Origin of the sequence: Pseudorhodoplanes sinuspersici, from assembly GCF_002119765.1 — a bacterium.
GTDB classification, from domain to species: domain Bacteria; phylum Pseudomonadota; class Alphaproteobacteria; order Rhizobiales; family Xanthobacteraceae; genus Pseudorhodoplanes; species Pseudorhodoplanes sinuspersici.
Map to the genome: position 1 here is coordinate 5,880,204 of NZ_CP021112.1, position 24,687 is coordinate 5,904,890.

At 58.6% G+C, this 24,687-nt stretch carries 17 protein-coding genes; 10 read left to right on the forward strand and 7 right to left on the reverse strand.

The features are described from left to right. Positions 1-397: 397 nt before the first annotated feature. Together CAK95_RS28520 and CAK95_RS28525 are read left to right on the forward strand one after the other, a co-directional pair. Positions 398-3,778: a hybrid sensor histidine kinase/response regulator gene (locus CAK95_RS28520; RefSeq protein ID WP_086091036.1), complete on the forward strand. Its 3,381-nt coding sequence runs from the start codon at positions 398-400 to the stop codon at positions 3,776-3,778. Further along, positions 3,771-4,700 (forward strand): response regulator transcription factor, encoded by a 930-nt coding sequence (locus CAK95_RS28525; protein WP_086091037.1) that lies wholly within the window; start codon positions 3,771-3,773, stop codon positions 4,698-4,700. The genes CAK95_RS28520 and CAK95_RS28525 overlap by 8 nt, the downstream gene beginning before the upstream one ends. A gap of 226 nt (positions 4,701-4,926) precedes the next feature. Here CAK95_RS28525 and CAK95_RS28530 read toward each other — a convergent pair whose 3' ends face one another. From CAK95_RS28530 to CAK95_RS28540, 3 genes are all read right to left on the reverse strand, one after another. Then, positions 4,927-5,853, reverse strand: a complete 927-nt coding sequence (locus tag CAK95_RS28530) for a methylenetetrahydrofolate reductase (protein WP_245303558.1) — start codon at positions 5,851-5,853, stop codon at positions 4,927-4,929. Positions 5,854-6,348: 495 nt separating this feature from the next. Continuing rightward, positions 6,349-7,761 (reverse strand): vanillate/3-O-methylgallate O-demethylase, encoded by a 1,413-nt coding sequence (ligM, locus tag CAK95_RS28535; protein WP_086091038.1) that lies wholly within the window; start codon positions 7,759-7,761, stop codon positions 6,349-6,351. 130 nt (positions 7,762-7,891) lie between these two features. Then, positions 7,892-8,623 (reverse strand): GntR family transcriptional regulator, encoded by a 732-nt coding sequence (locus CAK95_RS28540; RefSeq protein WP_086091039.1) that lies wholly within the window; start codon positions 8,621-8,623, stop codon positions 7,892-7,894. 606 nt (positions 8,624-9,229) lie between these two features. On the opposite strand from CAK95_RS28540, the gene folD reads away from it, so the two are divergent. Beyond that, positions 9,230-10,093, forward strand: coding sequence for a bifunctional methylenetetrahydrofolate dehydrogenase/methenyltetrahydrofolate cyclohydrolase FolD (folD, locus tag CAK95_RS28550; RefSeq protein WP_086091040.1), 864 nt, complete (start codon positions 9,230-9,232; stop codon positions 10,091-10,093). A 470-nt stretch (positions 10,094-10,563) separates the two neighbouring features. On the opposite strand, the gene CAK95_RS28555 is transcribed toward folD, so the two are convergent. Continuing rightward, positions 10,564-11,340, reverse strand: coding sequence for an IclR family transcriptional regulator (locus CAK95_RS28555; protein ID WP_086091041.1), 777 nt, complete (start codon positions 11,338-11,340; stop codon positions 10,564-10,566). Positions 11,341-11,637: 297 nt separating this feature from the next. Between CAK95_RS28555 and CAK95_RS28560 the strand changes: the two genes are divergently transcribed. Together CAK95_RS28560 and CAK95_RS28565 are read left to right on the forward strand one after the other, a co-directional pair. Beyond that, positions 11,638-12,474, forward strand: coding sequence for a tripartite tricarboxylate transporter substrate-binding protein (locus CAK95_RS28560; protein WP_183044200.1), 837 nt, complete (start codon positions 11,638-11,640; stop codon positions 12,472-12,474). Beyond that, positions 12,471-15,695, forward strand: a complete 3,225-nt coding sequence (locus CAK95_RS28565) for a 2Fe-2S iron-sulfur cluster-binding protein (protein WP_086091043.1) — start codon at positions 12,471-12,473, stop codon at positions 15,693-15,695. The genes CAK95_RS28560 and CAK95_RS28565 overlap by 4 nt, the downstream gene beginning before the upstream one ends. 275 nt (positions 15,696-15,970) lie before the next feature. On the opposite strand, the gene CAK95_RS28570 is transcribed toward CAK95_RS28565, so the two are convergent. After that, the gene (locus CAK95_RS28570; RefSeq protein WP_183044201.1) at positions 15,971-16,534 is read right to left on the reverse strand and encodes a trypsin-like peptidase domain-containing protein; all 564 of its coding nucleotides are present in this window, start codon (positions 16,532-16,534) and stop codon (positions 15,971-15,973) included. A gap of 830 nt (positions 16,535-17,364) precedes the next feature. On the opposite strand from CAK95_RS28570, the gene CAK95_RS28580 reads away from it, so the two are divergent. The 5 genes from CAK95_RS28580 to cutA all read left to right on the forward strand — a co-directional run bounded on the left by CAK95_RS28580 (position 17,365) and on the right by cutA (position 23,019). Continuing rightward, positions 17,365-18,345: an isopenicillin N synthase family dioxygenase gene (locus CAK95_RS28580; RefSeq protein ID WP_086091046.1), complete on the forward strand. Its 981-nt coding sequence runs from the start codon at positions 17,365-17,367 to the stop codon at positions 18,343-18,345. A gap of 25 nt (positions 18,346-18,370) precedes the next feature. Further along, entirely contained in the window at positions 18,371-19,147 is a 777-nt protein-coding gene (locus CAK95_RS28585; RefSeq protein ID WP_280949888.1) for an alpha/beta fold hydrolase, read from the forward strand. Between the two features lie 63 nt (positions 19,148-19,210). After that, entirely contained in the window at positions 19,211-20,089 is an 879-nt protein-coding gene (locus CAK95_RS28590) for an FAD binding domain-containing protein (protein ID WP_086091048.1), read from the forward strand. Continuing rightward, a complete protein-coding gene (locus CAK95_RS28595) occupies positions 20,086-20,613 on the forward strand; it encodes a (2Fe-2S)-binding protein (protein WP_245303560.1) in 528 nt (175 codons plus the stop codon). The genes CAK95_RS28590 and CAK95_RS28595 overlap by 4 nt, the downstream gene beginning before the upstream one ends. A 12-nt stretch (positions 20,614-20,625) precedes the next feature. After that, a complete protein-coding gene (gene cutA, locus CAK95_RS28600; protein ID WP_086091049.1) occupies positions 20,626-23,019 on the forward strand; it encodes an aerobic carbon-monoxide dehydrogenase large subunit in 2,394 nt (797 codons plus the stop codon). Between the two features lie 11 nt (positions 23,020-23,030). Here the strand turns inward: cutA and CAK95_RS28605 are convergent, their stop codons facing one another. Both CAK95_RS28605 and CAK95_RS28610 read right to left on the reverse strand, forming a co-directional pair. Continuing rightward, positions 23,031-23,732, reverse strand: a complete 702-nt coding sequence (locus CAK95_RS28605) for a cysteine hydrolase family protein (RefSeq protein ID WP_086091050.1) — start codon at positions 23,730-23,732, stop codon at positions 23,031-23,033. A 16-nt stretch (positions 23,733-23,748) separates the two neighbouring features. After that, the gene (locus CAK95_RS28610; RefSeq protein WP_086091051.1) at positions 23,749-24,687 is read right to left on the reverse strand and encodes an ABC transporter permease; all 939 of its coding nucleotides are present in this window, start codon (positions 24,685-24,687) and stop codon (positions 23,749-23,751) included.

The following is a 24,687-nucleotide window of genomic DNA, read 5'->3' on the forward strand; positions in this document are numbered from 1 at the left end:
CCAAGACTGCTTTTCCCAAGATCGTTTATCCCAAGACATGCGACGCCCCCATCCACGTTGTTCGATCCCAAGAGCGCGTGAGCCACTCTTTCGGCGGTCATGCTGGGCCTGAATATTGCAATGCAGCATACGTCAATTGACGTATTCGCCTACGCCGAATGACGTAACAAACTGAATGTGGACCAAGGCTCTAGGTCGCAGCGGGACGAGCGCACCAAACAATGGGGACATGCATTTTTTTGCGGCGCACGCTGCTCGGATTTTTGTCAATCCAGTGCGCCGACAACCGGCTAGATTTTGACGTCGCGGGACAATCGAGCAGCGCAGCGACCGGCAAGAGCGGAAACGGCAAGCCGAGCTTGCGGGCATTTGCGCGCAAACGAACAAGCGATCGGCCATGACAGCGCAACAAAGAATTGTCCGTGTCCGGCGCAACTACAACAAGTGGGTCGCCAATCAGACGCTCGAGGACTACGCGCTGCGTTTCACCGCCAAAAGCGCGCGGAAATGGTCGAACTTTCGCGTCGCCAATACAGCAATCGGCGCGATTTCATTTTTGGCGCTGGAGGCCATCGGCGGCGCCATTACCGTCAATTACGGCTTTACCAATGCCACATTGGCCATCCTGGTGGTCGGCGCGATCATCTTCCTCACCGGCTTGCCGATCACCTATTACGCCTCAACTTATGGGGTCGATATCGATCTGCTGACGCGCGGTGCCGGTTTTGGCTATTTCGGCTCGACGATCACATCCCTTATCTATGCGTCTTTCACGTTCATCTTCTTTGCGCTGGAAGCGGCCATTATGTCGCTCGCGCTGGAGATGTGTTTCGGAATACCGCTTTTTATCGGCTATGTGATCAGCTCGCTCGCGGTCATTCCGCTTGTCACCCACGGCATTACGCTTATCAGCCGGTTTCAGCTCTGGACGCAACCGTTCTGGATCGCGCTGCATCTGCTGCCATTCGCATTCATTGCCGTTGCCGATGTTGCATCCTTCGATGCATGGACGCGATATGGCGGCGTTTCCGAAACGGACGGCCGGACGTTCAACATTATCCTGTTCGGCGCGGCAACGACGGTTGTTTTTTCGCTGATCGCGCAAATTGGCGAACAGGTCGACTTTCTTCGGTTTCTGCCACCGCGCGACAAAAGCCGGCGATTGGGTTGGTGGGGCGCCTGTCTGTCCGCCGGGCCAGGCTGGATCATTCCCGGCATGCTGAAAATGCTGGCAGGATCTTTCCTGGCTTTCCTGGCGGTCCAGCACCTTGTGCCGCCGGACAAGGCCGCCGAACCGACGCAGATGTATCTGGTCGCGTTCCAATATGTCTTCTCGTCGCCAGCACTCGCCCTCGCTTTTACGGGCGCATTCGTGATCATTTCCCAGATCAAGATCAACGTCACCAATGCCTATGCAGGATCGATCGCCTGGTCCAATTTCTTCTCTCGCCTGACCCACAGCCATCCCGGCCGTGTCGTCTGGCTCGTTTTCAATGTCACGATCGCGCTGATGCTGATGGAGCTCGGCATCTTCAAGGCGCTGGAGCACATTCTCGGTCTCTATTCGATTCTCGCCGTGGCATGGGTCGGCGCGCTGGTGGCCGATCTTGTAATCAACAAGCCACTGGGACTGAGCCCTCCCGGAATCGAATTCAAACGCGCTCATCTCTACGACATCAATCCGGTCGGTGTCGGTTCGATGGTGCTCGCGACCCTTGCTGGGATAGCCGCCTTTTCCGGGCTGTTTGGCACGACGCTACAAGCGCTGCCGGCATTTCTCACGCTGGCCGTCGCTTTTGTGGCAGCACCCGTCATCGCCTTTGTCACCAAGGGAAAATATTACATCGCGCGCAATCCCTGGCAGAACTGGGGACAAAGCCCGACCATCCCCTGCTCGATTTGCGAACATCACTTCGAGCCGGAGGATATGGCGCAATGCCCGGCGTATTCGGGCGCCATCTGCTCGCTATGCTGTTCGCTTGAGACCCGCTGCCGCGACTGCTGCAAGCCGGACGCGCGGATTTCCAGGCAAATCGTTGGCGTTGTCGGAAAAGCCTTACCCAGTTGGATAACGCGGCCACTGGGTTCCGACGTGGCGCATTTCCTCGGCGTTTTGTCATTGTTTGCCGGCGTGATCGCGACCGTTCTTCTGTTCGTCTATTTTCAGGTTTCCTTCGATTCCATCGTCAACAAGAGCGTCCTGAGATCGACGCTGTGGACGATTTTCTTCATCCTCACGATCATCGGCGGCATCGCCGCATGGCTGTTTGTTCTGGCCCATGAAAGTCGCAGGGTGGCGGAAGAAGAATCCCGCCGCCAGACAGACCTTCTGATGCGGGAAATCGAAGCGCATAAACGCACCGACGCCAAACTGCAAAAGGCGAAGGAAATTGCCGAAGCCGCCAGCAAAGCCAAAAGCCGATATGTGGTCGGCTTGAGCCACGAGTTACGCACGCCGCTGAATGCTATTCTCGGCTACGCACAGATCCTCGAGCGCGATCCGGACATGCCGACACGGCGGCTCGACGGCATCAGGGTCGTGCGTCGCAGCGCCGAGCATCTTTCAGGACTGATCGATGGATTGCTGGACATTTCCAAGATCGAGGCAGGACGCTTTCAACTCAATCGCAACGAGGTGCGCCTGCCCGAATTCATCGATCAACTGGTCGACATGTTCCGCCTGCAGGCGATTGCTAAGGGAATAGAATTCCATTTCGCAGCGTCCGGGCGGTTGCCGGTCGCGGTTTTTACTGACGAAAACCGGTTACGCCAGATTCTGATCAATCTGCTGTCGAACGCGATCAAGTTCACGGAGGCCGGTCAGGTCACGTTTCGCGCTAGCTACCGTTCACAGGTTGCCGAGTTCGAGATTGAAGATACGGGTATCGGCATCGGCGCCAAGGATATCGACCGCATCTTCCAGCCGTTCGCACGCACTGAGACGGTGCGCGCGCGAGGGATTATCGGGACGGGCCTTGGACTGACAATTACAAAGCTCCTGACCGAGACCATGGGCGGACAAATTACGGTGCAGAGCGAGATCAACAGGGGCACCACGTTTCGCGTCAAATTATTCCTGTCCGAAGTCGCCCGTCCCCGCACGGCGCCGACAAAGGAAAACGCCGTCCGCGGTTACATCGGCGCAAGGCAGACCGTTCTTGTGGTGGATGACAACAGCACACAACGCGACCTCGTTCGCGAATTGCTGGCTCCGCTGGATTTCATCGTGATCACGGCCGCAAGTGGCAAGGATTGCATGACCCTTGCCAACAAACACAAGCCAAACCTCATTCTTCTCGACATCTTTATGCCGGAGATGGACGGCTGGGAGGTCGCCAGACGCCTCCGTCAATCGGCCGGAGAACGAGCTGCGATCATCATGCTGTCCGCCAATGCGATCGATAAAGCGCATGACGTTGGCCCCAACAGATTGCATGACGATTATCTGATGAAACCTTTCGACCTGCGGCAATTGCTCGAGAAAATTCACACGCTACTCGATATCGAATGGACTTATGATTCAGAGAGTGGCCCGCCACGACCCCGAATCCCCCCAGTACAGCCCCTGACCCCTGCCCTGGCAATTCGGGACATCGACGACCTGATGCATCTTGCACAGATCGGTCATATCCGTGGCATCCAGGAGAAACTTACCGAGATCGAAAGCAACTCGCCGGCTCATCAGGCTTTTGTCGTCCAAATGAGGGCGATTGCGGACAGCTTTGACCCGAAACGATTGGCGACAATGCTGGAGGCGCTTCGCAGCACGCATGTCTAAACGGGAGCCGCGCGATATCGTGCTTGTTGTCGACGATTCGCCAGACACATTGAGGATGCTGACGGACGCGCTCGAACAGGCCGAGATGACCGTTCTGATTGCGCGCGACGGCGATCAGGCGCTTTCCATGATTGAACGGGTCACGCCTGACATTGTTCTGATGGATGCCATTATGCCAGGCCGAGATGGCTTCGAAACATGCCGCGAACTCAAGCGCAACAAAACGCTCACACATGTCCCTGTCATTTTCATGACTGGCCTCAGCGATACGGATGATATCGTGAAAGGGCTCGAAGCCGGTGGGGTTGACTATGTGACCAAGCCCATCATTCCGGACGAGTTGTTGGCCCGCATCCGCGTTCATCTGGCCAATGCCAGAATGACACATAGTGCGAGAACGGCTCTCGATGCTTTCGGTCGCTTCCTTCTCGCAATCAATCGCACCGGTCATGTGCTCTGGTGCACGCCGCAAGCGGTGAAGCTCCTGAACGCGGCCTTCAGAGGTTTTGATTCGGAGACATTCATATTTCCGCAGGATATTCAGGAATGGTTGCGACAACGCACGAGCGGCGGAGCGCCGTCATCGACCGATACGATCAAACTTCAGCACGATCAAACGGCCGGCTCTCTCGAGTTGTCCTACATTGGCCAGATCGGCCCCGATGAGATCCTGTTCAGGCTGGTGGAAGGAAACGGTACCAGCGATCAGACAGTGCTTCGTAACAAGCTGATGCTGACGCATCGCGAAAGCGAGGTCCTGCTGTGGATTGCCAGAGGCAAATCCAACCGTGACATCGCCGACATTCTGACGCTCAGCCCGCGGACGGTGAACAAGCACCTTGAACAAATCTATGCCAAGCTCGGGGTCGAGAACCGGACATCGGCAGCGGCATTGGCTGTGCGCGCGCTGGGGCTGCGATAGGATCATCGCGGATCGCTTTGTGATGGGCGATCCTAGAGCCCGGCTTTGATGGAATCAAAGCCGGGCTCTAGCTTATGTTTTGACGCATTTTCTTCGCGCGAACCGGTAGCCACTTCGCTCGAAAATGCTCTAGCCTCTACCGCGGTACGTAGCAGCATCGCTGCACGACAAGACTCATCTGACGGCAGGCCAGCAGTTTTCGTTGCGGACACACTCTAAAGCCAGCTTACGCGACACCTGCCTCCGCGACAGCATTGCTCTGTGTGTTGGCCCATTTGGCACTCGCCGTGATCCCGCCCAGCGGGAAAATATGGACCTGCTCGATCATGCTGTTTGGATGCGCCTCGCGATACGCCGCAAGCTCGCCGAGCACATCGAATGGCTCATAGGGCGTCATCAGCTTGGTGAGGTCCATGGCACGCTTCTGTAGCACCTTCAGCGAGGGTCCCACGCCGCAGGCGATCGCGAATTTGATCAGCGTCTGCAATTTGGTCGGGCCGGCTACGCCGACATGAATTGGCAGCGTGATTCCAAGCGCATGCAAGCGTTCCGACCAGCGGATGACCGGCTTTGCGTCAAAGAAGAATTGCGTCACGATGGCCATGTCGGCATCGGTGCGTTCTGAAAAGGATTGCTTCCAGAGCAGCGCCTCATCCGCCTGACGCGACGAGCCATCAGGATCGATGTCGCGATTGCCTTCCGGATGCCCGGCCACATGCAGGCGGCGGAAACCGTATTTGTCGAAGAGCCCCGTCTCCAAGAGCTGCATCGCACTGTGCAAGTCTCCATGCGGCTCCCGCGGTCCGCCAGCGAGAAGCAGCGCCTCTTCTACACCGGCCTCGTCCCGATATTGCCGCACCCAGTCTTCCAGCGTGGCGGTGTCTTTGATGATCCTGGCGGGGACATGCGGCATGGCCGCATAACCTTCATCGCGCAGGCGCCGAGCCGTGGTCACCATGTCGGCGATCGGCGTGCCCTCGATATGGGCGATGTAGACACGCGTGCCGCGCGGCAGGAGATCGGCAAAGCGCTCCACCTTGGCGGCGGTCCGCGGCATGACCTCGATCGAATAACCGCTCAGGATTTTCCCGAGGCCGCTACCGCCGCCTCCGCTGGTATCGGCCTGCCGTCTCAAAATATCCGCGAACGCCACGGGGGCTCCTCCAAACCTCTTTCTGTATAGCACATGTATACATTTAACCGGACGCCAAAGAAAGCCTATTCCTGTATCGAGATCAAAAGTAGGATTTTTTTTGGGATTTTGCCCATCTCCGCCCCAAGATGAAGCATCCATGCGGATCAAATCTGGATACAGAATGGTGGTTTGGTATACATAAAGGCACTCGCCCACCTATCTGAAGCGCCGGCTGCCCATTGCCTGCGATCGGTTTTGCAGGACGATTTCGTAGGTCGGGAGTGCGCAACATCGCGCCAACGTCGGCTTGGCGACGGCGCTCATTGGCGAGCTCAGGGCCGGAAGGTCGTGCCCGCCGACACTTTAAAGCGCCATTTGGATCAGGCCGCTTTTTGAGCGATGTGCGCGGCAGCGAGAATGCCGCCGCGCATCTTTGTCTGTGCAAAGGAAGAGGGTCTTTCGACAATAATCGTTAGATTCCCGCTTTCACCGTCAGGATTCCTTCCTTTAACGTCAGGATTCCTTCTTCGTGCGCCAGCTTTCTGCGTAGTTCTCGCGCGCTTCGCGGGCATAAGGCGTCGGCGAAACGCGTACGCGGATCTCGGCCTGCTTGTGCCGTTCGGTGGACGTCTTCTGGGTGCCACCGTCCGGCTCGCCCCAGACGAGCGTCAGGATGTCCCCCTCCTTCACGTCCGGATCGACGATGCCAAGCGAGAGCATGCAGCGCTCGTTGTAGCTGTAGCCGTTGAACATGGAGAGGCCCACGACTTTGTCGCCGCGCATAACTTTGTCAAAGCTGGAGGACGCATAGTTAGGCTGCGGGAAATCGATCCACTTGGCGGCCATCTCCCCGGGCCGGAAGGAAGAAGCAATGACATTCATCAAGTCATCAGCGTGCCACTCGAAGGTTACCTTCTTGCGGTGGGGCTTGTCCTTCATCTTCTCCAGCGCGTTGCGGCCGACGAAATCGTGGTCGAACTTGATGTAGATGCCGTACCCGAGCTCGTAGGGCGTGGTGTAATAGTCACGGATATCGTCAGAGACGAAGCTGCCGCCGATCGAGCCGGTCGCCTCATAACTGTCAGCGGTGAGCCACTCGCGATACCCCTTCAGCGCGTCGCCGGAATAGATCGCAGGCAGCGGCGACGGAATCCAGCCCGATTCCAGCGTGTTGGTTGAGTAGGCACGCGAGCCGACCTGATACAAATCCGACCCGGCCGCCGCGGCCGCCTTGAGGATGGCGTCACGGATCTCGTCCTTCTCTGCGTAGGGGCCCCAGATTTCCAGCCCCGGCGCGCCGGCCATACCGTGGCGCAATGCACGCACCTTGCGCCCGGCAATGTTGATCCAGTCCACATGGAAGAACTTGATGTCCGGCACCGGTCCGCCATGCAGCTTCTCGAAGATCTTCGGCGCGTCCGGCCCCTGGATCTGGAAGCGGTAATGGATGCGATCCACTTTCTTGCCGTCCGGCCGCGAGGGCGAACGCGGATCGTGGGTCAGCTTCACGTCATGTTTGCCGAGCGAGGCATTATAACGCAGCCAGTTCGCGGTCGGCGCGCGGCCAACGAGGACGAATTTGCTCTCGTCCTCGCGGAAGATGATCATGTCGCCGATGACAAAGCCGTCGGGCGAAACCGGCACATAATGCTTGGCACGGCTGGTGCCGAAATTGGCGAAGCTGTTGATTGCGAGCCCTTGCAGGAATTTTGCCGCATCGGGGCCCTCGACCACGAGCTCGTCCATGTGATGCGACTGGTCAAACAGGACTGCGGAATCGCGCCAGGCGCGCTGCTCGTCACGCCAGTTCGTGAACTCCGTTGCGACTACTGGGTATACATAAATTCCAATTTTGGAATTACGCAACACCGGAACAATGGTTCCGCGCTCGTCAATTATGGCCTGTAGACTGGATTTTTTTGTCATGATTGCTCCTCCCACCGAGATTTCGTGTATACATCATGTTGACAGAAGCAATGTCAACAGCAAGAGCACAAGCGTGCCGACGAGCGCTGCCCGTCAGCTTCGGGAACGATGACTACAGAGGGCGAGCCGCTCAGCCGACGACGAGCGCCATTCCTGGCAGCCGGTCAATGAGACCGCGATGTTCGGCAATGACATGTTCGAGATTGGCCCGCGCGGCGCGCGCATGTTCGCGCGCAAGGGCCTCGGCTCGCATCCCTTCCCTGGCCTCGATAGCTGCAAGGATTGCCCAATGCTGCTCATGCTGGGAGGGCAGAGTGCGGCGGAAGGTTGCGATATAGGCTCTGTCCGGCAGGAAGGCGGACGGCGAAGCAAATGGCAGCCGCTTCACACGCTCGACCTCCCGCCTTACCAACTCACTGCCGGCGAGCGCCGCCAGTTCGTCGTGAAACTGGGCGTTCAGCTCAGAATATGCATCGAGATCGATATCGCCGGCCGCGCCAAAGCAGCGATCAATCGCTTCCAGGGTCTGCCGAATTCGCGCCAGATTGAGCGGCTCCACACCGCGTTCGGCGGCCAGCCGCGCAGCCGTCCCCTCCAGTACACCACGCAGCTCGATCGCATCGATCACATCGGCAAAGCGGAAGCTGCGCACGATAAATCCACCGCCCCGCGCGCGGTCGAGCAACCCCTCCTCCGCCAGACGCGACATCGCCTCCCGCACGGGCGTCCGTGAAATGCCGAGATCTTCCGCCAACGGCACCTCGAACAGTCGAGTCCCGCCGGGGAGCGCGCCGCTGAATATCCGCTGCCGCAGCTCGATGATTGCCCGCATCGTATGTGTCTTGTGGGAAATCTGTTCCATGTCGCTCTGCCTCCCTGAAGGCGCGATCAAAGGCACCGGGCAGGCTTTCCATCCGATCGCGCGACAGATGCCAGTTATGCGCATTGTATACATAGCGGGAAGAACGCACCATCCGGCAAGCACTCGCCCACCCGCAAATGGCCGATTGACCGGAAAATCCGTATCTCCAAAGTGGCACCGAACACGCCAGGGGACAGCCACATAGTTGACACCAAACCAGATCGTGCATACATCAAGCATGCAATCAACCGTGTTTTAGGACTTTCCACCTAGAATCGAAGCTGGAATGTATTCACGCCAGCCTGAGCTCTGCACCAAATACCGGGTACGCACCGCCCACGTGGCGACGGATAGATGACGACACTTGTTCTGATTCCCGGTCTGATCTCGGACCGTATCGTGTGGCATAAGCCTGCATGATTGCCTGGAGCAGTTCGGATCGGAAGGCGCGGAGCTGATGATATGGCTGGTGATGCGAGCGGCGATGAACTCGCGCGTTAGGCTTGTTCACAAGCATTATCACGCGCCGGCCTCGATGACGGGAGCCGGCATGGTTGTTCTGGAAAACGCAGCACCACAGCGGATTTAGACGGATCACACCCTACCATGCTTGCCCGGACCGCAAAGATCATCGATGGCATCGCTGTCGCTACGGCCATTCGCACGGAGTGCAAAGAGCGGGTAGCGGCACTCGCCACCCGCGGGGTGCAGCCGGGACTGGCGGTGATTCTTGTGGGAGACAATGCCGCCTCCGCGGTCTATGTGCGCAACAAGATTCGTGCTTGCGCAGACGTCGGCATCCATTCCGTCCGATACGATTTCGCAACGGACGTCGCGCCTGACACAGTGTTGTCGACCATCGAAGAACTGAATGCTGATCCGACTATCCACGGCATTCTCGTGCAGCTGCCGCTGCCGCCGCAGTTCGCCACCAGCCAGGTGCTTCGGGCGATTTCCGCCAACAAGGACGTCGATGGCTTTCACCTCTACAATGTGGGCGGGCTCGTGGTCGGCGACACCGTCTTCCCTCCCTGCACGCCTTATGGCGTCGTGAAAATGCTCGAATACGAAGGCATCTCGGTCGAGGGCAAGAACGTGGTCGTTGTCGGCGCCAGCAATATTGTCGGCAAGCCCATGGCGCTCATGCTGATGCAGCGCGATGCGACCGTTTGCATCTGTCACGCCAAAACACGTGATCTCGCACAATTCACGATCCTGGCGGATATCCTGGTCGTGGCGGCGGGAAAGCCGAACCTGATCCTGCCGCAGATGGTGAAAACCGGGGCGGTAGTTATCGACGTCGGCATCAACCGTTTGTCCGATGGCAAGCTGGTCGGAGACGTTGATTTCGAAGGCGTTCGCCAAAAAGCATCTTACATCACGCCGGTGCCCGGCGGAGTGGGTCCGATGACGGTGACGATGCTTCTCGTCAATACAATTGCGTCAGCGGAACGCAGTGCTGGCGAATAAAGCGGAAACGTCTGGTCAGAATACCAGCGCTCTGACCACCGCGTCCCACGTTTCCACAACAGCCAGTGTCACAAATCGACATTGAGCAGTATTCGCTTCACACAATGAGCAGCCTCACCCTGTCGCCGCTGGATCAGGATGACGCCAGCCGAGAAACCGTGCAGCTAACATCAACGCCGCGACACAGCCGATTACAACAAGAACGCCCTGCGCCGCGATCTGGACGCAATATTTGCGCGTATTGCTGTTACCGCCACAAAATGAGCAACTACAGCTAATCAGAAGATGTGGGACACTCGGATGCGGATTTCCTGAGGGTAGCGAGCGTTCGCGTCTTTCGGATGCTTGGCTCTGCCGCAGTTGCGTTCCGCGGCCCTTGGTTGCCCCACCCACCCTGCGACCATAATTCTCCGCGAACAAAACAAGGCGCGCTCGCATTCATGATGGCAATGCATCGTTTGGGGACCGACTTATTGCTGCGCCCCGGAATATTGCAGGCCGATCTTGCCCGACACCTCTCGCAACTTCGGCACCAGAACATTGTCGACCTGGCTTTGCGGCAGCGCATCACGAAGGAAAATCAGCACCATCGCGGCAACCGCCGTGTCGCCCGAGAACACGGGCACCGAAATCGCCCTCGTTCCCTCGATCGGTGTGTTATAGTCTTGAACACCGTAGCCACGCGCGAGCGCTTCGGAAATCTTGCGCCGAGTGGTTTTCGCAACATCGGCTCGCTCCGACGACTTTTCCTGCAACAGGGCGGAGCGGATGATGTCCTCGCGCTGCCGCGGTTTCGACCATGCGAGGAGTGCGATACCCGAAGCGGAGTGCAGAAGCGGAAATCGCACATGTTCGAATCGCCGCAAATTGATCGGCGCGCTGTCGCGGTTTGACACCTCAATGACCATAGTTGCGCCTTCCCGGACCATCAATTCCGCCGGCCATTTCACGATGGTCGCAAAGTCGTTGAGCATACGGCGAATGATCTGCGTGGGTGCGCTCTCACGGTCGACCGAACTGAACAGATCTCGGACCCGGGGCAGTAACCGATAGCCCTTGTTCTCCGCACGCTCGACATAACCCGCCGCTCTGAGCGTATGAAGCAGACGAACAATTGTCGCTTTCGGAAGATCCGTGGCGTCGACCAGCATTGAAAGGCTCGCCGGCGAAAATTTGTTGATGGCTGCAAGCAGTGAAAGCCCCCGTTCGAGCGCATGAACGGTCTGCGGTGTCTGTGTTCCAGCCATAGGCTGCTCCAAAGGCCAGATTCGATGGTTCCGGTTTCTGGTCCACTGTTCGGACCTATGGTCTATTCTGCTTTTCCTCGATCCAGTTGTGAAGTCACTATTGACCCAACCGTCGCGAAAAGGCGGAGCGACAACGCGTGGGAGGATGCAATGCGGGTTGAACGTCCAAGTCGACGATCAGTTCTGAAAGGCGCGGTGGTCTTGCTGGGGGCGGCAGTTGCACCGGACGTAGGCGCGCAAAACCAAAACACAGTGCGGGTCATATACGGTTTTGCCGCCGGAAGTGGCGGCGATGCTATGGCACGTATCGTGGCCGACAAGCTGAGCACGGGGCTGTCGATGCCCGTGATTGTCGAAAACCGCACAGGTGCCGCCGGCCGGCTCGGCACCAAGGCCGTGGTGAGCGCGGAGCCCGACGGAATGACGCTATTGTTCACGCCCAATCCGCCCGTCTCCATCTATCCGCATTCCTACTCCAATCTCGAATATGATCCTGTGCGCGATCTCACACCGGTTTCGCTGATCGCCACCTTCGACGTCGCGCTCGCCGTTTCGTCAAAGAACGATATCAAGACTGTTAAAGAGCTGATCGCCTGGGCGAAGGCCAATCCGTCGCACGCCAATTACGGCTCGCCCGGCGCGGGCGGCCTTGGTCACTTCTTTGCGGTCATGGTCGCAACCAGCACTGGGTTGGGTCTCAAACATGTCAGTTATCGCGGGTCCGGAGCGGTCATGACCGACTTGCTCGGTGGACAGATTCCTATCGCTGTCGTTCCGCTTGGTGACGCCCTGGAACTGCATCGCGGGGGCAAGGCGCGGGTGATTGCGACATCGGGTAATGATCGCTCTCCACTTTTGCCTGATGTCCCGACCATGAAGGAGGCGGGAATTAGCGCCGAAGGCCAGGGATGGTATGCGATTTATGCGCCTGCCAAGACGCCGGCCGAAACGGTCAAACGGCTCAACGAGATCATCGTTGATGGTCTGTCGGACGCAGACACCAGGGCAAAGGTTCTGCGCCTCAACATGGTCCCGCAAACATCGTCCCCTGAGCAACTGGCCGCGTTCCGCGACGCGGACAGCGCGCGCTGGGCACCTGCAGTGAAGGCGTCGGGATTCAAACCGCAACAATGAAGCTATTCTCCTACAAAGACCGTCCGGTTCATCTCGGCCCATATCCGCTGGAACGGCTGCGCCGATCGCAGGCACAGCCGAGACTTGGCGATGTGCCTGCCATGCAGGCCGTATCCTTCGTCGAAGCCGGCAATCCGGAATCGCTTGTCAATGCGATGACCCGCTACATCGGCATGTTCGACGTCGTGCGTGACGGATCGGTAACGGCGCTGAAGTCCGAGATTCCCGACGATCCGCAGGAGCGCAGCAACCATCTGAAGGCCGCCGGCTATTATTACGACGCCACCATGGTCGGCGTCGCCGCTCTGCCGCCGGAAGTGCTGCTCGACACCCCGATCCGCAATCCCGGCCTGCCAGCCCTGGTAGCCGAACTGGAGAAAGGACAGCCCAAGACCTTCGCCGCGGGCATCGATGTCATCTATGCGGACGTGCTCGAATCCGCGCGCAAAATGCTAGGTCCAATACCTCATCACACTCATGCTCTGGTCTTCCTGGTGGAATACACGCGCGACCCCGCACCGTCGGAGCCGGGGACCGAATGGCTTTCGGATAGTCAGGCACAACGGGCCGGACTGCTCGCCGCCAACACGGCAATCCTGCTCTCGAGCTATATCCGCCTACTTGGCTATGAAGCCCGCGCACATACGGTGACCAGCAGCGACGTCGATCTGAACAAGCTTGCGGTCATGGCCGGACTCGCGCGCGTGAATGCGGACGGCCAGGCAATCGAAAACCCTTACGTCGGGAGCCGCTTCGGCCTCGCCGCCGTGACCACGACGCTGGCGCTCGCACCTGACCAGCCGCTGGCGTCACAGAAACTTTCGGACCGGCTCAGGAGCCACGGCCCGGCCTGGTGGCTCGGCAAGGGCACCGTCAAGAATGCGTTCAACCGTGTGCCCTATCACAGCCGCCCGTTTCATCTTGGTGCCTATCCATTCGAAAAGCTCAAGCGGCGAGACGAGACCACGACATTTATCGACGAACCGCGCGTCCCGCGTTTCCCGAAGCGCGCCGACTTCTTCGCCCGCGCTGTGTTCGGCGACATGGGCAAGGAAATGCAGAACAACGCCAAGGGCGGCTTCTATGTACAGAAGTCCGCGATCGGCGCCTGCGCCCGGCGCGCGCTGGGCGCGCTGCTGCTGCTGCAATTCGGCGAGGCACGAGGCGCGATCTCACCATCCGTTTCCGATCCCGCTCGCAATGCCGCGAACGTGAAGGCCGCATCCTATTACATGGCGACCGATGCGGTCGGGCTCTCGCGTTGTCCGGACTGGGTCTATTACAGTCACGATGCTGCCGGCAACGAGATGAAGCCATATCACAAGAACGCGGTGTCGATGCTCTATGATCAAGGGCATGAGACCTTCGAGGGTGCGAGCGGCGATGACTGGATTTCGGTGGCGCAGAGCATGCGCGCCTATCTGCGCTTTTCGCTGTTAGGTGGTGTCATCGCCGAGCAAATTCGCAGGCTCGGCTATTCGGCACGTGCGCACACCGTTCTCGACGGCGACGTGCTCCAGCCGCCGCTGCTCCTGCTGTCGGGACTGGGCGAAGTCTCGCGCATCGGCGAAGTAATCCTCAATCCGTATCTAGGCCCGCGGCTCAAATCGGGCGTGGTGACGACGGACCTCCCGTTCACCTACGACAAGCCGCTTGACTTCGGCCTGCAGACCTTCTGCAACAACTGCAACAAGTGTGCGCGCGAATGTCCGTCCGGCGCGATCACCGCTGGTCCGAAGCTGATGTATAACGGCTACGAAATCTGGAAGTCGGATGCCGAAAAATGTGCGCGCTACCGGATCACCAATCAGGGCGGCGCCATGTGCGGCCGCTGCATGAAGACATGCCCGTGGAATCTCGAAGGGCTGTTTTCGGAGGCTGCCTTTCGCTGGCTCGCGATGCGCTTTCCGAAGGCGGCGCGTTGGATCGCCTGGCTGGACGACAAGCTCGGGCGCGGCGGCATCAATCCGGTCAAGAAGTGGTGGTGGGATATCGAGCTCGACCGTTCAACTGGACAGCACAAGCGCGCCAAGGCAACGCATACGCGTGGCCTCAATCGTGACCTCGATCTAAAATACGAGGACCAGACGCTCGCCGTTTATCCCGCCGACGTGATGCCACCGCCGTACCCGGTTTCATTCCCGGTCAATCGTGAAGCCGGCATTGAGCGTTATCGTTCCCTGCTGACACCGATCGAACACAAGGCCAAGATTGCGCGTGGTGAGACCGCAAACCTCGTGCCACAATTCAAGATGCCGGATGGTCCGCCTCCGGTCTTCCCCGTTATCCTGAAACGGCGTGAAGACATGGCCGAAGATATCGCGCGTTTCGAGTTCGTTGCGGCCAATGGCGGCGAACTCCCGAGATTCGATGCTGGCTCCCACGTCGACGTTGTGATCGCGCCGGAATATCTGCGACAATACAGCCTTGCTGGCAATCCGGCCGACAATTCAAAATACGTTCTGGGCGTTCAGCGTGAGCCACAGGGTCGGGGTGGCTCGATCCTGATGCTGCGTGCGTTCCGCGAAGGCCGGCGTGTGTTCATCTCGCCGCCCCGCAACCACTTTCCACTCGACGAGACGGCGATGAAATCGTTCCTGTTTGCGGGTGGAATCGGCATTACGCCAATGCTGACCATGGCGCACCGGCTGCACGAACAGGGCCGCGATTTCGAGCTGCATTACAGCGCCCGCAACCGGCCATCAGCCGCCTTCATGTCCGACTTGTCGAAGGTGCCGTGGCACAACCGTGTCCGCTGGCACATGAAGGATGAAGGCGCGCGCGCAGACTTCGACGCTTTGCTGCCGTCCTTTTGCGAAGGGTACCATCTCTATACCTGCGGCTCGCCGCGCTACATGGATGGGCTTTTTGCGGTCGCCACTGCCAAAGGCTGGCCGGAAGAAGCGCTGCACCGCGAATATTTCACCGTTCCGGAACTGCCGGATTACGTCAACGAGCCATTCGTGCTGAAGCTAGCACGGAGCGGCAAGCGCATCGAAATTCCAGCCGACAAGCGGGCGACCGACGTTCTGGCCGAACGCGGCATCGCGGTGGATACTAAATGCTCCGACGGAATCTGCGGCGTCTGCGCGGCGAAGGTGCTGAGCGGCGAGGTCGAGCATCGCGATCATGTTTTGAGCAAAAAGGAACGAGAGAAAAAGATGATACTCTGCTGCTCACGTGCCGCGGACGCTGGCGGCGAGATCGAGATCGATCTGTGATCCGACCGTTGAAATCGCAAACGTGGCAGCTAGCGCTATTGAGGCACACCCACAAAATGATTGATGCAAAAATCTGAGGGTGTTCTGCTGGCCCGAGCTGATACGGATTTTCCATGACTTGATGGAACTTCGCAAAGCTAACGCCCGTCAAAGCGTAAACCGAATCAATCAAACTAATGATTAGCGTCGCTGTTCACAAAATATCGAAAGTTCGCTCGCGTCCTGATCGAGACTCCTAAAGGACTCAATGGACAGTTTGCGATAAAGCGACCTTTCTACACTTTCCGATCGAGACCGGAGAGCGCACGCCGCACGGCTTCGATACAGTTCTCCACCATCTTCCCACAGCGTATATATAGATTCACGATCGGCTTTGGCCGGAGGATCAGTGCCGCGGCTACACCTGTGGCAGACATGACGGCAATCACCAGAGCGAAAATCAGCCCCCAGTTCGGCAGCCGTTGAGAATAACCGAGGCACGGGGCGGATGCGCGGATCGTGGCCTGATCGATCTTGGCTAGACGCGTCAGCAGCGCATCGACGCCCCCCAAAAAAAATACACCTTGGATTGGATCCGAAACCAGAGGTATGCCGAACAGGCCCATTATCACCTGGATTTCGCGCTGGGTATTGACCCCAACAACCTCGCCACAAACATTCAACAGCGATCCTCCGCTGTTACCCGGATTGATCGCTGCCGTGTGTTGGACGATCGAGAACGGCTGGTCCGTTTCCGCCCTCCAGCGGCCGGCGAATCGGCGGCTCACCGTACCAGAAACGAAACTTGTTGTTCCGACTGGGCTCAGGCGGTCTGCTGAGCTGGCAACGAATATGCGCACGATGCTTGGATCAACCCGCGCGCTATTGTTTCTCGATCGAGGTCAAATACGAACGCAGCACGACCAAGTTACGCCAAACAGTCACAGCACGTCCTCCAGTAGGGCGGTCGCACCGACGGAGGCTGCAGGGTCGGCGATGCTCGCACTTCTAAACTAAATTCGCTTGAGTGTAATGAATAGTTACATGGCGCAGCCGTCATGGCCCTTTCGCGCCTTCCCACCGCCCTGACTTGTGGACAAAGACCAGCTCGTTCTGGCTTTGGTAGAGGGAACCCATTCCGCGCCGACGAGATCGAAACAGAGCACTTGTTTGGCTTCGTAAGCGGAAGGATGTCGGAGAAGTCGGAGATCAGTTTTTGAGCAGCCATGTCATATTGAACCACCGATGCTGACGGCACAGGGCTATGCGCTGGCGGAGGCGATCCGCACGATCGGCGTGACCAAGTTCTATCGCAGCGACGGCTGACGTTCGTTTGCGTATTTGATTTTATTACACAATTGCTGGCGCCGTCGGAACAAACCCTAGAACATCTATGCGATTGAAATTGCTATATAATTCGAAGCAATGAGGTCGACGAAACGGAGCCACTGCGTGCGCATCCACGTATAACGGAAGTTGTTACCGCTTGCCGTGATCAAGACGACATGCCCGGCACCGACTATCCATTCGGACGCAACGGTCGCATCGTCAATCCCGACACCATGTAGGAAAAAGCACGAGGCTAGCATTTCGCTCGCCGAGGCATGGTGCGAAACCAACTTTGGCATCATGTTTGCTTGTACACACCCGATCTGCGCGTCGCAGACGCACGGTTCCAGCGGAGGTGCACATGACGGCAACCCTCGAAGCAGCGCGTGTTTCCACCGCAGCTCTGCCGGTCATCGACATCAGTGACTTGTTCAGCGCGAATTTCGCCGACCGCAAGGCGGTTGGCGCCGAGCTGCGCGCGGCTTGCCTCGACAAAGGTTTTTTCTACATCACCAATCACGGTGTTCCAGAAGACCTGATCGCCGACGTCTTCGCCGAGGCTGCGACGTTTTTCGCGTTACCGGCCGAACAGAAAGCCGAAGTCGACAAGGCCAAGTCCAAAGCCAATCGCGGCTATGAGCCGCTTCAAGGACAGACCTTGGAGCCCGGAACTCCGCCCGATCTGAAGGAAGGTTATTACATCGGCCCGGAACATGGACCGGACGATCCACGGGTTGTCGCCGGCATGTTCAATCACGGCCCCAATCAATGGCCGTCGCAGCGGCCGCGTTTCCGGCCTGTGATGGAGGCCTATCGCGACATCATGTTCGACCTTTCAGCCACGATGATGCGCGGCATGGCGCTTTCGCTCGATCTGCCCGAAAACTTTTTTGACGGTTATACCAGCGATGTCATGGCGACCGTTCGCCTGTTGCACTATCCGCCGCAACCGGCCCATGGCAATCCGGCGCAAAAAGGCGCCGGCGCCCATACCGATTTCGGCGGTCTGACCTTGCTGCGCCAAGGTGACATCGGCGGTCTGCAGGTTTGGGATCAAGGCAGTGGGAGCTGGATCCATGCCGATCCGTTGCCCGGCACTTATGTCGTCAATCTCGGCGACATGATCTCGCGCTGGACCAACGATCGCTACCGGTCCACGCTACATCGTGTGGTCAATATGTCTGGAAAGGAACGTTATTCCATTCCGTTTTTCTACACCGGCAACTACGCCTACACGGTCGAATGTATCCCGACTTGTCTCGCGCCAGGTGAGCAACCCAAGTATCCACCCGTTACGGTCGAGCAGCATATGCGAAACATGTACCAACGGACCTATAAGTAAGGGCCGAAGCAACGTGAAATCCGACGTGGTCGCCGGCACATCACCTCGCTTCACTTTCATTTTGGTGCACGGCGCGTGGCAGGGCGCTTGGGCGTGGGAGACAATCGTGCCGCGGTTACGCACAGCCGGGTATGAAGCGATTGCAGCAGATTTGCCGGGCGATGGGCATGACAATACACCGCCAAACGAGGTCAATCTTGCATTGTACGCCGCGAAAGTCGCCAACCTGATCGACACGATAGAAGGTCCGGTTATCCTGGTCGGTCACAGCATGGGCGGCGTGTCGGTATCGCAAGTCTGTGAGATGCGCGCGGAACGGGTGGCGCTCGCGATCTACCTGTGTGCTTTCATGTTGCCGGATGAATTTTCAGTGCTCGATTTCTACGACAAGTATCTTGAATCCTGGATGCGTGGCGCGCATGCTCGCATCACATATGATGAAGCCGGTTTGACTTCGGCGATCGATCCGACATCCGCCGTCGAGGTTTTCTACCACCTGTCGGATCCCGCAGTGGCGCAGGCAGCGGCCCGCCGTCTGACACCACAGCCGGAAGGCGCACGCCGCTCCCGGTTGCGACTGTCGGCTGAACGCTATGGCATGGTTCCGCGTGTCTATATCGAGGCAAGACATGATTGTTCGGTGCATCTGCCGCTTCAGCGAAAGATGCAGGAGATCACGTCTTGCACAGCTATCTATGGCCTTGACAGCGATCACGCGCCGCAATTGTCGATGCCCGATGCGCTCACCGACCTTTTGCTCACGGTGACAGAACATCATGCGCGTACAATTGCCGTGTGCTGATTTGACAGAGAGAGACAGCTTCTATCCTGAATACGTCCGTTGCCGGACATGTGATGAGGCCTGATGAAGCCTTCCCTTTTCGGCTATCGAGCACCAAAAACACTCGATGAAGCCATTGCGCTTCTCGCCGGCAATGCTGATGCCGCCGTGCTCGCGGGAGGGCAGACCCTCCTGCCGGCGATGAATTTCCGTGTTGCTAACCCGGCTCTGCTTGTCGATATCCAGCATGTTGGCGGCCTCAGGGGTATCATAATTACCGCGAGCCACATTGTTGTGCGGGCAATGACGCGGCACCGCGAGTTGGAACTGCATGCAGATGTACGGCGCGCCAATCCGCTCATTGCCGAAACCATGCATCATGTCGCCCATGTTCCGATCCGCAATCGCGGAACAGTGGTTGGCAGCTTATGTCATGCCGATCCATCGGCGGAAATGCCACTCCTTCTGGTATTGCTCGGTGGCAATGTTCTCGCACAAGGACCAGTGGGGGCACGCGAGATTGCTGCTGAAGATTTCTTCCAGTCGTTTCTGACCACGGCTCGCCGGCATGACGAAATCGTTGTGGAAGCGCGATTTCCAACTTTGCCACCCGGTGCCGGTTGGGCATTTGATGAAGTCACTCGCCGGCGTGGCGACTATGCCATCGTCGGTGTTGGATGCGTGCTCAATCTCGATGATCAACACCTGGCGCGAAACCTCCGGCTCGCCGCCTGCGGCATTGCTGATCGTCCGATCCGACTAAAAAAAGTCGAAGCCTTGCTCGAAGGCACCGCCCTTGCAGAGGCCGATCTCGACGCCGCGGTCGCCGCCTCCGCAGATGCGGTGGCGCAATCTGATGACGTGAACGTCACAGCCAGTTATCGCCGCCGGGCCCTGGCGGCGTTGATCCGGCGCATAGTGGCCAAAGCTGCTGCGCGTGCAACTTCCGGGATGGTGCAATGAAACGGATGATCAGGCCTTCCATCCCCGATCGGTCAGATGATCCGCGTGTCGATGTCTCCCTCGTCGTCAATGGTGAGAAAGTCATGCGACCGGTCAGCATCCGCATGTTGCTCAGTGATTTCCTGCGCCACGAACTCGGGCTGACCGGGACCCATGTCGGCTGCGAGCACGGCGTGTGCGGTTGCTGCACGGTCCATATCGATGGCAAAGCCGGCCGCTCGTGTCTCACCTTGGCCGTGCAGGCCAATGGCGCTGAAATCCGCACCATTGAGTCCGTGGCGCATCAGGACGGCGCGCTGCATCCGATTCAGCAGGCATTCAAGGAATGTCATGCTTTACAATGCGGGTTCTGCACACCCGGCATGGTTATGAATATTCTCGCCCGCTTCGAGGAGGAGGAGAAGCTCGATCTCTCCGATTCCGGCATCAGAGACATGCTGTCGGGCAATCTGTGCCGTTGTACCGGCTACATCAACATCATCGCTGCGGTTCGCCGTGCGGCTGAGCTTCTCGGGCGCGCTTGAGGGAGAGCCAACATGTCGACACGGACCTTCGGCGCCCGCATCGAGCGCAATATCGACCCAAAGCTGCTGCGCGGTGAAGGCGCTTATGTCGATGACATTCCGCTGGCGGACGCGTTGCACGCTGTCTTCCTGCGCAGTCCGTACGCAAGGGCACGCATCACCGCGATCGATGTGTCAGCGGCGAAGCGCCATCCTGGCGTGGTGACGGTTTATACCTGTGACGGTATCGGCGCACTCGACAAGGAGATGCCGCTGCTGATCCCCCACCCCTCTATGCAAGATCCGCAAACGCAACGGCCGCTGGCGCGTGACGATGTCTATTATGTTGGCCAGACCATCGCCATGATCGTTGCGATCGACCGCTACACAGCCGAGGATGCGATTGCGCTCATCGATGTGACCTATGAGCCGTTATCGGTCGAGATGGACATTGAAAAGGCGCTACAGAACGGGGCGCCTGTTCTGCATCCGAAATTATCGAGCAATCTTGCCGCTCACTTCATTCAGACCAGCGGCGACCCTGATGCCGCCTTTGCGCGCGCAGAACACATCACCAGGATCAAGGTGCAGGTCGACCGATCAACGGCCGCACCCATGGAATGCCGCGCTGTCGCCGCACGTTGGGACGCCATTTCCGGTGAGCTGACGGTGTGGGACGGCACACAAGCACCAATCTCAGTCCGTGGTGGACTCGCGTCGGTGCTCGAACTCGATGAAGACAAAGTACGGGTCATTGCGCCGGATGTCGGCGGCGGTTTCGGCCAGAAGGTGCTGTTCTTCTATCCCGATGAAGTATTGGTGCCGATGGCGGCGATGCAGCTTGGTCGTCCCGTAAAGTATATCGAGGACCGGCGAGAGAATTTCATCGGCTCATCGCATGAGCGAACGCAGATCCATACAATCGAACTGGGGGCACTCAAAACAGGCGAGATCATCGGCCTTCGCGACAGTTTTTTGCACGACACCGGCGCCTTCATTCCCTATGGCATCGCGGTGGCGCAGGTGGCATCAACCTCGATTGCGGGGCCTTATCGCATTCCCAACATCTGGGTTGAGTTCAAGGCGGTCTATACGCCGACCGTGCAGGTCACGCCGTATCGCGGCTGCGGCCGACCGCAAGCCTGTTTCGCGCTCGAGCGCGCCATCGATCAACTCGCAGAGGAGCTCGGTATTGACCGGTTCGAGATCCGCCGTCGCAATTTCATCGGCGAGGCTGAATTTCCCTATACGCGCGACGGCTTGCTGTTTGCCGATGGCCTGAAAGTAACGCTCGACAGCGGACAATATGCGAAGGCGCTCGACATGGCGGCGCATGAGCTCGGCGCGGCGGATTTCGCCGCCGAACAAGAGCGCGCACGCGCCGACGGCAAATATTTGGGCCTGGGCCTTGCCTGTTATGTCGAAGGCACCGGCCTTGGACCTTACGAGGGTGGCCATGTCCGCATCCATCCGATCACCGGCAAAGCCTATGTGAACACCGGGCTCACATCGCAAGGGCAAGGCCACGACACCATCTTCGCGCAAATCGTTGCCGATCAGCTCGGCCTCAAGCCAGAGGACGTCATCGTGGTGGAAGGCGACACCAAGGCATTCGACTGGGGTGTTGCCACCTTTGCCAGCCGCGCAGCAGTGGTGAGCGGAAACGCTATTCATAAGGCCGCACGCATCGTGCGTCAGAAGGCGTTGCAAGCCGCAGCCAATATGCTGGAAGCCGATATGGATCAGGTTGAGCTGCGCGACTCGGCGGCCTGGGTGAAAGGCTCCAATCGTTTCGTTCCGCTGGCCGCGGTGGCGACAGCCAGCAATCCGTTGCGTTACGCGTTCAACAAGGCGGCGCAGGCCGCAACCCAATTCGCGCCGGCGAGCAGGCATGACGGACCGCCGCTGGCGGAAGGCGAGGCGCCAGGTTTAGAGGCCACTGACTATTACAGTCCACCGGCTTCCACCTGGGCCTATGGCGTCCACGCCGCGATTGTCGAAGTGGATCCTGGCCTCTGCACGGTCAACATCAAGAAGTATGTCTGCATCCATGATTGCGGCAACATGATCAACCCCATGATCGTTGAGGGGCAGGTCCTCGGCGGCATCGCTCAGGGAATCGGCGGTGCGCTTTATGAGCGGCTCGACTACCAGCCGGATGGCAATCTTGCCAATGCCAACTTCATGGATTTCCTCGTTCCCTACGCAACAGAGATCCCAAACGTCTCAATATTGCATTTGGAGACGCCGTCGCCACTCAATCCGCTCGGAGTCAAAGGCGTCGGCGAGGCCGGCTGCATCGCCGTCGGTGCGGTGATCGCGTCGGCCGTCGAGGATGCGCTTCGCGTGTTTGGACCGCTGAAGTTTCATCATGTTCCATTGACGCCGACGATGATCAGCGACGCACTGGACGCCGTTGGGCACTGAGGGCTGCTGCACTATTCGATCATCCGTGCGGGCGATGATTGGCGTTGGCTCCAGGCCTGCAAAATGTCGGCGCTGTCCATCACCAGCCCAAGATGCAGCGAGATCATCTTGAGGGCAGCGTCTTCCATTTCCTCGTTGGTGCCGCGCGCCAGATCACGGGCCACGATCACGCGATAAGTGCGATTGCTGGCGTCGAACGCAGTGTTGAGCACACAACAGTCGGTGAAGCCGCCGTTGAGAACGAGCGTCGTGACGCGCATGTTGCGCAACAGGAAGTCAAGATCGGTCGGATAGAATGCCGAGAGGCGTTTTTTTGTCTCGACGATCTCATCGCCTTCCGCCACCTCGGTGACGAAATTGGTCCAGCGAGACCCCTCGATGGCATGAGCATCGGCGCCGGAAATCGGCCCGACATAGAGCGGAAAAGTAGCACGCCAGGCAGAGGGAATGCCGTTCAAGTCATCCACCCCGCTCTTCCGCAGCACGCTGCGCACGTGAATGATCGGTACACCAAGCACCCGCGCGCTCCGATGAAAAGCGTTAATCGGCGCAACGATTTCTCGCGCCCGTGGCGCCGGGCAAGGACAATCCGGTGAATCGGCGAGATGGCCTTCGTGCATGTCGATCGACACGATCGCGGTGGCGGAGCGATCGAAATAATCCTCGAAACCTGCAGGCAGCGACCGCTTGACGCCATAAACATAAGCTTCCATTCGTCTTCCGCGCGCTTCAGCGCCGCTCCTCCCGTACATGCGGCTGGCCCAGCGCCCCCGGCTCGTCGGCCGCTCCTCCGCGGCTCTTCCAGGCCACCCAGATCATGACGCCAAGCGTGGCCAGATAGGGCAGCATCAGCATGAAATATTGCGGCACCTTGATGCCCGCGGCGGCGATACGCGGCATAGCGGATTCGATGCTACCGAACAGCAGCGCGCCGAACAGGGCGCGCCAGGGACGCCAGCGCGCGAAGATCACGAGCGCAATTGCAATCCAGCCCCGGCCGCTGGTCATATTATCGATCCAGAGCTTTGTGCTCGCCACAGAAATGTAAGCACCGGCAAGCCCCATCAGCGCCGAGCCCGCAACCACGGCGAAAAACCGGTAGGCCGACACATTGATGCCAGCCGCATCTGCCGCTTCCGGATTTTCACCGACGGCGCGCAGGCGCAGCCCGGTCATGGAGGAGTTGAGTGTCCAGTTCACGGCAAGGAAAATCGGAATGACGAGGAATACCACCAGATCCTGCGAGAAGAACACACGACCGATGACGGGAATCTCCGACAGCGGCCAGAGATCGATATGGCCGAGTCCGCTGATCGCCCGGTTTTTCCAACCGAACATAATGCCGATGAGGCTTGTCAGACCCTGGCAGAAAAACACCATCGAAAGGCCAGCAATGACCTGATTGATGCGTAGATAAACCACGATAAAGGCGAACAAGGTTGAGACCAGCGAAGCCATGATCATTGCGATGAAAATAGCAATGATCGGGTAGCCGCCCATGAGCAGGAAGCTCGCGATGCCGGCCAAGGCGCCGACGAGCATGATGCCTTCGGCGGTGAGGTTAAGCACGCCGGCACGCTCGCTGATGATCAATCCGAGCGCGGCCAGCGCATAGGGAGCGGCATAACCCGCAGTGTTGGCAAGCCAGTTGATGAAAAGATCATACAT